The organism is Lactiplantibacillus garii (assembly GCF_003885105.1).
Classification (GTDB): Bacteria; Bacillota; Bacilli; order Lactobacillales; family Lactobacillaceae; genus Lactiplantibacillus; species Lactiplantibacillus garii.
The window spans coordinates 1-6,134 of the sequence record NZ_QWZQ01000074.1 but is presented as its reverse complement, the minus strand read 5'-3'; the positions used below and the strand labels follow the sequence as shown (position 1 = coordinate 6,134).

Below are 6,134 nucleotides of genomic sequence, written 5' to 3'. Positions count from 1 at the left end.
TTTGAATTCCATTATCACTATTTATAGTTATATTTTGTGCAGAAACTCCAATATATTTGGCATTCATTATATGGTTAAATGCGCTCACGTTGTCAGGTGTATAGATAAACTTATAATTTGCACCAGTAGCAGTAGCTTGTGTACTTACACTTTGAACATTGGGTGTATAGCCATCTATATGAGGAGCTTTCACATTACTAATAGCGTGTAAAGGTTCGATAATTTTCTTAGAAGTTCTCAAAGTCGTACCATTTTGGTCCACATATTCAATAATAATTTTCCCTTTGGAATTTGATTTCCAGACTGCAATTATAATAATGGCACACACAATTGCAAAAATACCGTAATACACGCTTCTTTTTATTCGCCTGCGCATTTAACAATCCCCACTCGTCAAAAAAAATTTTTTCATGCTTAAAACTTCTTCCCTAAGAGTTGCAAGCCATCTACTATAATGCTTGCCTGTAAAACTAGTAAAACACCAATGTAAATTAGAATTCCTTCTACGATTTGTGCAGTTAGACTTCCAATAGAAATTACCATCATACAATTTAGTAAGTAAACAACAATAAACATAATGATGGCAGCAACAAAATATTTCCATGCATCAACAAACAACCGACTAAATCTGATGTCATGTCGAACCACCCAAAATTGGTAACCAGTCACAACACTTTCCGAGATAACCGTTGCAATCGTCGCTCCATTAACACCAAGTGAAACAATCAATGGGATATTAATTACTATGTTAATAATTGCACCGTACGTAACCGACTTAGTATATGATTTAACGCGTTTTAGTGGCATCAGATATTGCAACCCAATTACATTGCTCCACCCAATTAAAATTGCAACCGGTGATTCAATAATTATTAATCGACCAACTATTGCAAATTGCTCGCCGTAGTACCAGGGTGCAAGAGTTGTTGCTACAGCAGCAATACCAAAAGTTAATGGAATTGCTAAAAAGCTTACAAAGCTAAACGATTTATACAGCGCATTGTTAAACCTTTTCATATCGCCTTTAGCAGCCAAATTAGACATATGCGGCAACATAACGGTCCCAGTCGCAGTTATAACTGCCAAAGCCATTTTAACCAGTTTATCGGCATAATCATAGTAGCCAGAAGCAATTACTGAATCAAACTGCCCTAACATAGTTTTATTTAATTGTAAATAAACTTGAGCGGCTACCTGTGGAATAAATAGCATCGTAGTTGGTCCCAAATGGCGCCATACATTCATACCTTTAAAGACTGGTTTCTGAATAACGCGTGGCAAGTATGGCCACAAAGTTAAATTGCCTAAAACTTGTGCAATGCCAATAATAAAAATGTAAACTCCGACGTCATTGGCAGTTTTTACAAATAGAAAGATTGCTGCTAATGAAATCAATTTAACCAGCGTATTTCTTAAAACCGTCTTTTTAAAATCCTCCATACCCATGAAAAGCCACGAAATATCAAAAGCACCCGCGATAATCCATAAAGACTGTAATAAAAAATAGGCTTTGTATTGTGTTTGAAAAAAATCAAATCCTAAAAACAAAGCATACGCAATAACGATTGTAATAAGTTGTAAAAACTCAATTTCCCAAAAGATTCGTGACCGTTCCTTAATATCATCACGATGATAGGCAATCTCTCTATTCCCATATACTGTGATTCCTAATGTCCCAAGCAATAAAAAATAAGTAATAATCGAATTTGTATAGGAATTAATCCCCACACCCTTTGGACCTAACACTCGTGCAATATATGGGACTGTGATAAACGGTACAATTAGATTTAATAACTGATAACCGGCGTTATAAAGATAATTTCGAACAACTTTCATTTAGTACTAGCTCCCTATTAAACCGTAAACCAAGTAACTCTTGGCGTGGACTATTAAATCCAACTGCCAGTAGCTTATTTTGATTTTAGCTCCTGTTTACAAGTAACAAGCGCAGCGTGAATAACCTGATGCATGTCATAATACCGGTATTGTCCCAAGCGACCACCAAAAATAACATTTCCTTCATTATTAGCTAATTGTGCATATTGCTTATACAAAGCGTTATTACGCGCATTATTCACTGGATAATATGGTTCATCCCCGCGCTTCCAATCTGCCGGATATTCTTTAGTAATGATAGTTTTATTCTTGTCACCTTTACCAAATTCAAAGTGTTTGTGTTCAATTACACGGGTATACGGAGTCTCAGCATCAGTGTAGTTAATAACTGCATTTCCCTGATAATTATCGACATCGCGTTCTTCACTCTCAAACCGCAACGACCGATATTCAAGTTCTCCAAGTTGGTAGTTGAAATATTGATCAATCATTCCAGTAAAAATAATTTTAGGGTACTCTTTAAGATATTCGTCCTTGTGGGCAAAAAAATCTACGCCCGTTTCAACATCAATCTCAGGGTGTGCCAGCATCTTTTCAACAATCTGCGTATAGCCACCGATTGGAATTCCTTGGTACGTGTCGTTAAAATAATTATTGTCATAAGTATAGCGGACAGGTAAGCGACGGATGATAAATGCAGGTAAATCAGTCGCTTTTTGTCCCCACTGTTTTTCTGTGTATCCCTTGATCAATTTATGGTAAATATCAGTACCAATCAATGAGATAGCCTGTTCTTCTAAATTCTTAGGTTCACCACTTAACTGAGCAGCTTCTTTTTGTTCTTGAATCTTAGCTTTTGCTTCGTCCGGTGTACGAACACCCCATAATTCGCTGAAAGTGTTCATATTAAATGGCAAATTGTACATATGCCCGTGATAGTTAGCCACTGGACTATTCGTGTACCGATTAAATTCGGCAAACTGATTCACATAATTCCAAATTTGTTTATCTGACGTATGAAAAATATGTGCGCCATATTGATGGACTTGGATACCATCAATCTCTTTTGTATAGATGTTCCCCGCAATGTGATCACGTTTTTCAATAACTTTTACACGTTTACCGCGTAAAGCCGCTTCATGCGAAAAAACAGCTCCAAAAAGCCCGGCCCCAACGACCAAATAATCGTACTTACTCAATCAAGTTCCCTCCAAATAGTAAAGTGTCATCATGTCATTATATCAAAAAAAAGTTAAGAAAAAAGGGCGCACTTAGATTTCCTGTGACATAACCCTGATTGTCCGTTCATCCAATGAAAAAATGCAACCACTTAAATTGTAGTTGCATCATCGTTCTACTTATCCAATTCCAAAAAATCCATGCATAAACAACGCCGCGCAGGCTGCCCCAACAAACGGCGCAATCCCAGGTACTAAGATCCCATATTGCCAGTCACTGTCCGCCTTGTTCTTAATTGGTAAGATAGCATGGGCAATCCGCGGTCCCATGTCCCGCGCTAAGTTCATGGCGAATCCGGTTGGTCCACCAAGACCCATCCCAATGGCCCAAACTAGTAACCCAACACCGATTGGAACGATCCCCGGAGTCTTCACTTCAGAAATAGCTAAAATTCCAGAAATAAAAATAAAGGTATCAAAAAATTCGACGAAGAAATTCCGTGGTAAGTTCCGAACGGCGGGTGCGGTTGAAAAAATGTTGCGAATCGTGATGGGAGAAATTTCATCAGTAGACGCGGCAAAGTGATCAGCGTACATGATCCAAACAATGACGGCACCAACAATCCCACCCAAGACTTCTGCAACTGAATACGGAATGAAATAGGCCCACGGTAAGTTGCCTAAAATGCATTGCGCTAAAACCATGGCGGGGTTAATGCAAACATTACCAAAAATAAATAAGGCAATGGTAATCCCAAATCCCCAAGTTGTAATTGCAAAAATATGGCCGGAACCCCGGTACTTAGTTCCCTTTAAAACCTCACTACAATGTACACCAACACCAAAAATAATCATCAAAGCGGTTCCCATGAACTCTGCCAGAAGCTGATGAATCACTACGTTCTCCTCCTGTGGCGCTCGTTACGCCCGTTTATTTTAAAATAGGTACTATAACTTTCAGAAAATTACAGCCCTTTTTTCACACGAAGACCATTATACACAAAAAAAGAACCCCGTAGGGTCCCAATTAGAAAATTGTTCTGGTTTTAACCGATTAATTGGCAAATTCCAATCAAAAAGTTCCATTTTATGACCTGAGACCCACAATTATTTACGCAAATCACTCAGGCGTTTGCGTAACCGGCGCATCACACGTGGTGATTTTGGTTCAATCGTTTTTTCGAACCACTCTTGAACCGCCGCATTGACCACCCCACCAAACATCAACAAAATCCCGGAAAAGTTCAGCCAAAACATCAATACAATCAAACTCCCAATCGTTTGATACGACGTTACCCGCCGCGCAAATAATTCAATGTAGATCCGAAACCCTTGCGAAATAATGATCCAGCCAATGGTCGTGACTAGCGCTCCCGGCCAAACGTACTTTAACTTAACCTTCGCGTTCGGGACAAAGTAATAAAGGAGTAAAGCAACCGTAAACATCCCGACAAAGGTAATTAAGTTTTTATTTGCTAACAACTGGTTCCACCACTTAGGAACGAAAGCGGCCGACGTGTTCGTTAACCGCAAGATGGTGTCCATAATGACCTGACTTAACGTAAAGAATACCGATAATCCCACGATCAAGACTAACAGCCCGAGCGTTAATAGGAACGCCATCAACCGGGTCACAATCGCACCCTGGACGTTCTTCACCCCGTACGCTTCGTTTAAGCTCCGGCGAATGGCCGCAATAATCTGAGACGCCGACCAAATTGTCACCACGATCCCAATTGACAAACTACCACTACTACCACTCGACAGAAAAGAGACTAGGATTGGTTCAAACGTTTGATAAATATTACTCGGAATAAATTCTTGCGCGTACGCCAAAATCTGTCCGGTTTTTAAATCAAACCGGGCAATAATGTTACCAGCAATCAAAATGATGGGCGCAATCGACATCAAGGCGTAGTAGGCCAACACAATGGCGTTGTTGGTCACGTTGGCCTGGTTAAAGCGCCGAACAATGATTTCTACCCATTTCATGGTTTTGGGAAAACGCGTTTTTAAGTTCATTAATTAATCTCCAGTATTCTATCAATGTTTCAATTATACAATGCTTGAAAAGTTAAAACATCTTTAATTCAGTGTGGTAAGCTATAAAGTATAAACTTGGAAATAGGAGATTAAAGTTTTATGAAAACGATGAGTCTAATCGTCCCCTGCTACAATGAAGAGCCAACTGTTCCAATTTTCTTTGAAGCGGTTGAAAAAGTATTCAATGACAATCCTATTATATTTAAAGATATCCATCATGAATATCTTTTTATTAATGATGGTTCTAGTGATGCCACACTTACCGAGTTTCGTAAATTGCACGAGTTACATCCTGACACTGTACACTATGTTTCCTTTTCCCGTAACTTTGGAAAAGAAGCTGGGTTAGCTGCTGGACTTCAACATGCTACGGGAGACTACGTTGCAGTAATGGATGTAGACTTGCAGGATCCACCCGAATTGTTGCCTGAAATGTTGAAAAAACTTGAAGATGGTAATTATGATTGCGTTGGCACAATGCGTGAAGATCGTAAAGGAGAGCCCTTTATCCGTTCATTATTTTCAAAATCATTTTACGCACTGATTAATAAAATTTCAAAGGTTCAGATTATACCAAACGCACGTGACTACCGCCTAATGACTCGTCAAATGGTAGATGCAATTTTAGAATTACCCGAATACAATCGCTTTTCTAAAGGTATTTTTAATTGGGTAGGATTTCGAACTACCTATTTAAAATTCGAAAATGCTCCACGGGCTGCTGGTGAAACTCACTGGTCATTTTGGCAATTATTTAATTATTCAATTGAGGCGATAGTTGACTTTTCCGATGTTCCCCTTAAAATTGCAACCTTTATCGGTGGCCTATTTGCGTTCCTATCTATCATTGGAATTATCATTGTTATTGTTCGCAAAATTCTTTTTGGCAATAGCGTTGGTGGTTGGGCTTCATTAGTCACAATCATGCTATTTATCGGAGGCATTCAATTATCATGTTTGGGTATTATCGGAAACTATATTGGTAAAATTTACCTTGAAACTAAACACCGACCACAATACATTATTCAAGAAAAAAAATAAAGGGACAATTGATAGTCAGCCGTTAATTGGCTATCA

Annotated in this window: 6 protein-coding genes; 1 reads left to right on the top strand and 5 read right to left on the bottom strand. The window is 38.7% G+C overall.

The features are described 5' to 3' along the window. From D1831_RS13590 to D1831_RS13570, 5 genes are all read right to left on the bottom strand, one after another. On the bottom strand, positions 1-376 hold a 376-nt coding region (locus D1831_RS13590), incomplete at its 3' end, for a hypothetical protein (RefSeq protein WP_148096380.1). A gap of 38 nt (positions 377-414) precedes the next feature. Continuing rightward, entirely contained in the window at positions 415-1,836 is a 1,422-nt protein-coding gene (locus D1831_RS13585; protein ID WP_125073384.1) for a flippase, read from the bottom strand. A 74-nt stretch (positions 1,837-1,910) separates the two neighbouring features. Then, complete coding sequence (gene glf / locus D1831_RS13580) at positions 1,911-3,035, bottom strand: UDP-galactopyranose mutase (protein WP_125073383.1); 1,125 nt, start codon at positions 3,033-3,035, stop codon at positions 1,911-1,913. Between the two features lie 159 nt (positions 3,036-3,194). Next, positions 3,195-3,911 carry a D/L-lactic acid transporter LarD gene (gene larD, locus D1831_RS13575; RefSeq protein WP_125073382.1) on the bottom strand — a complete coding sequence of 239 codons (717 nt, stop codon included), beginning with the start codon at positions 3,909-3,911 and terminating at the stop codon, positions 3,195-3,197. Positions 3,912-4,121: 210 nt separating this feature from the next. Beyond that, entirely contained in the window at positions 4,122-5,036 is a 915-nt protein-coding gene (locus D1831_RS13570) for a YihY/virulence factor BrkB family protein (RefSeq protein ID WP_125073381.1), read from the bottom strand. Positions 5,037-5,156: 120 nt separating this feature from the next. Between D1831_RS13570 and D1831_RS13565 the strand changes: the two genes are divergently transcribed. Beyond that, the gene (locus D1831_RS13565; RefSeq protein ID WP_125073380.1) at positions 5,157-6,098 is read left to right on the top strand and encodes a glycosyltransferase family 2 protein; all 942 of its coding nucleotides are present in this window, start codon (positions 5,157-5,159) and stop codon (positions 6,096-6,098) included. Positions 6,099-6,134 lie beyond the last annotated feature (36 nt).

Coding starts and splice junctions, on each gene's coding strand:
- D1831_RS13585 (WP_125073384.1), bottom strand. CDS start 1,836: ATGAAAGTTGTTCGAAATTATCTTTATAACGCCGGTTATCAGTTATTA.
- D1831_RS13570 (WP_125073381.1), bottom strand. CDS start 5,036: ATGAACTTAAAAACGCGTTTTCCCAAAACCATGAAATGGGTAGAAATC.
- D1831_RS13565 (WP_125073380.1), top strand. CDS start 5,157: ATGAAAACGATGAGTCTAATCGTCCCCTGCTACAATGAAGAGCCAACT.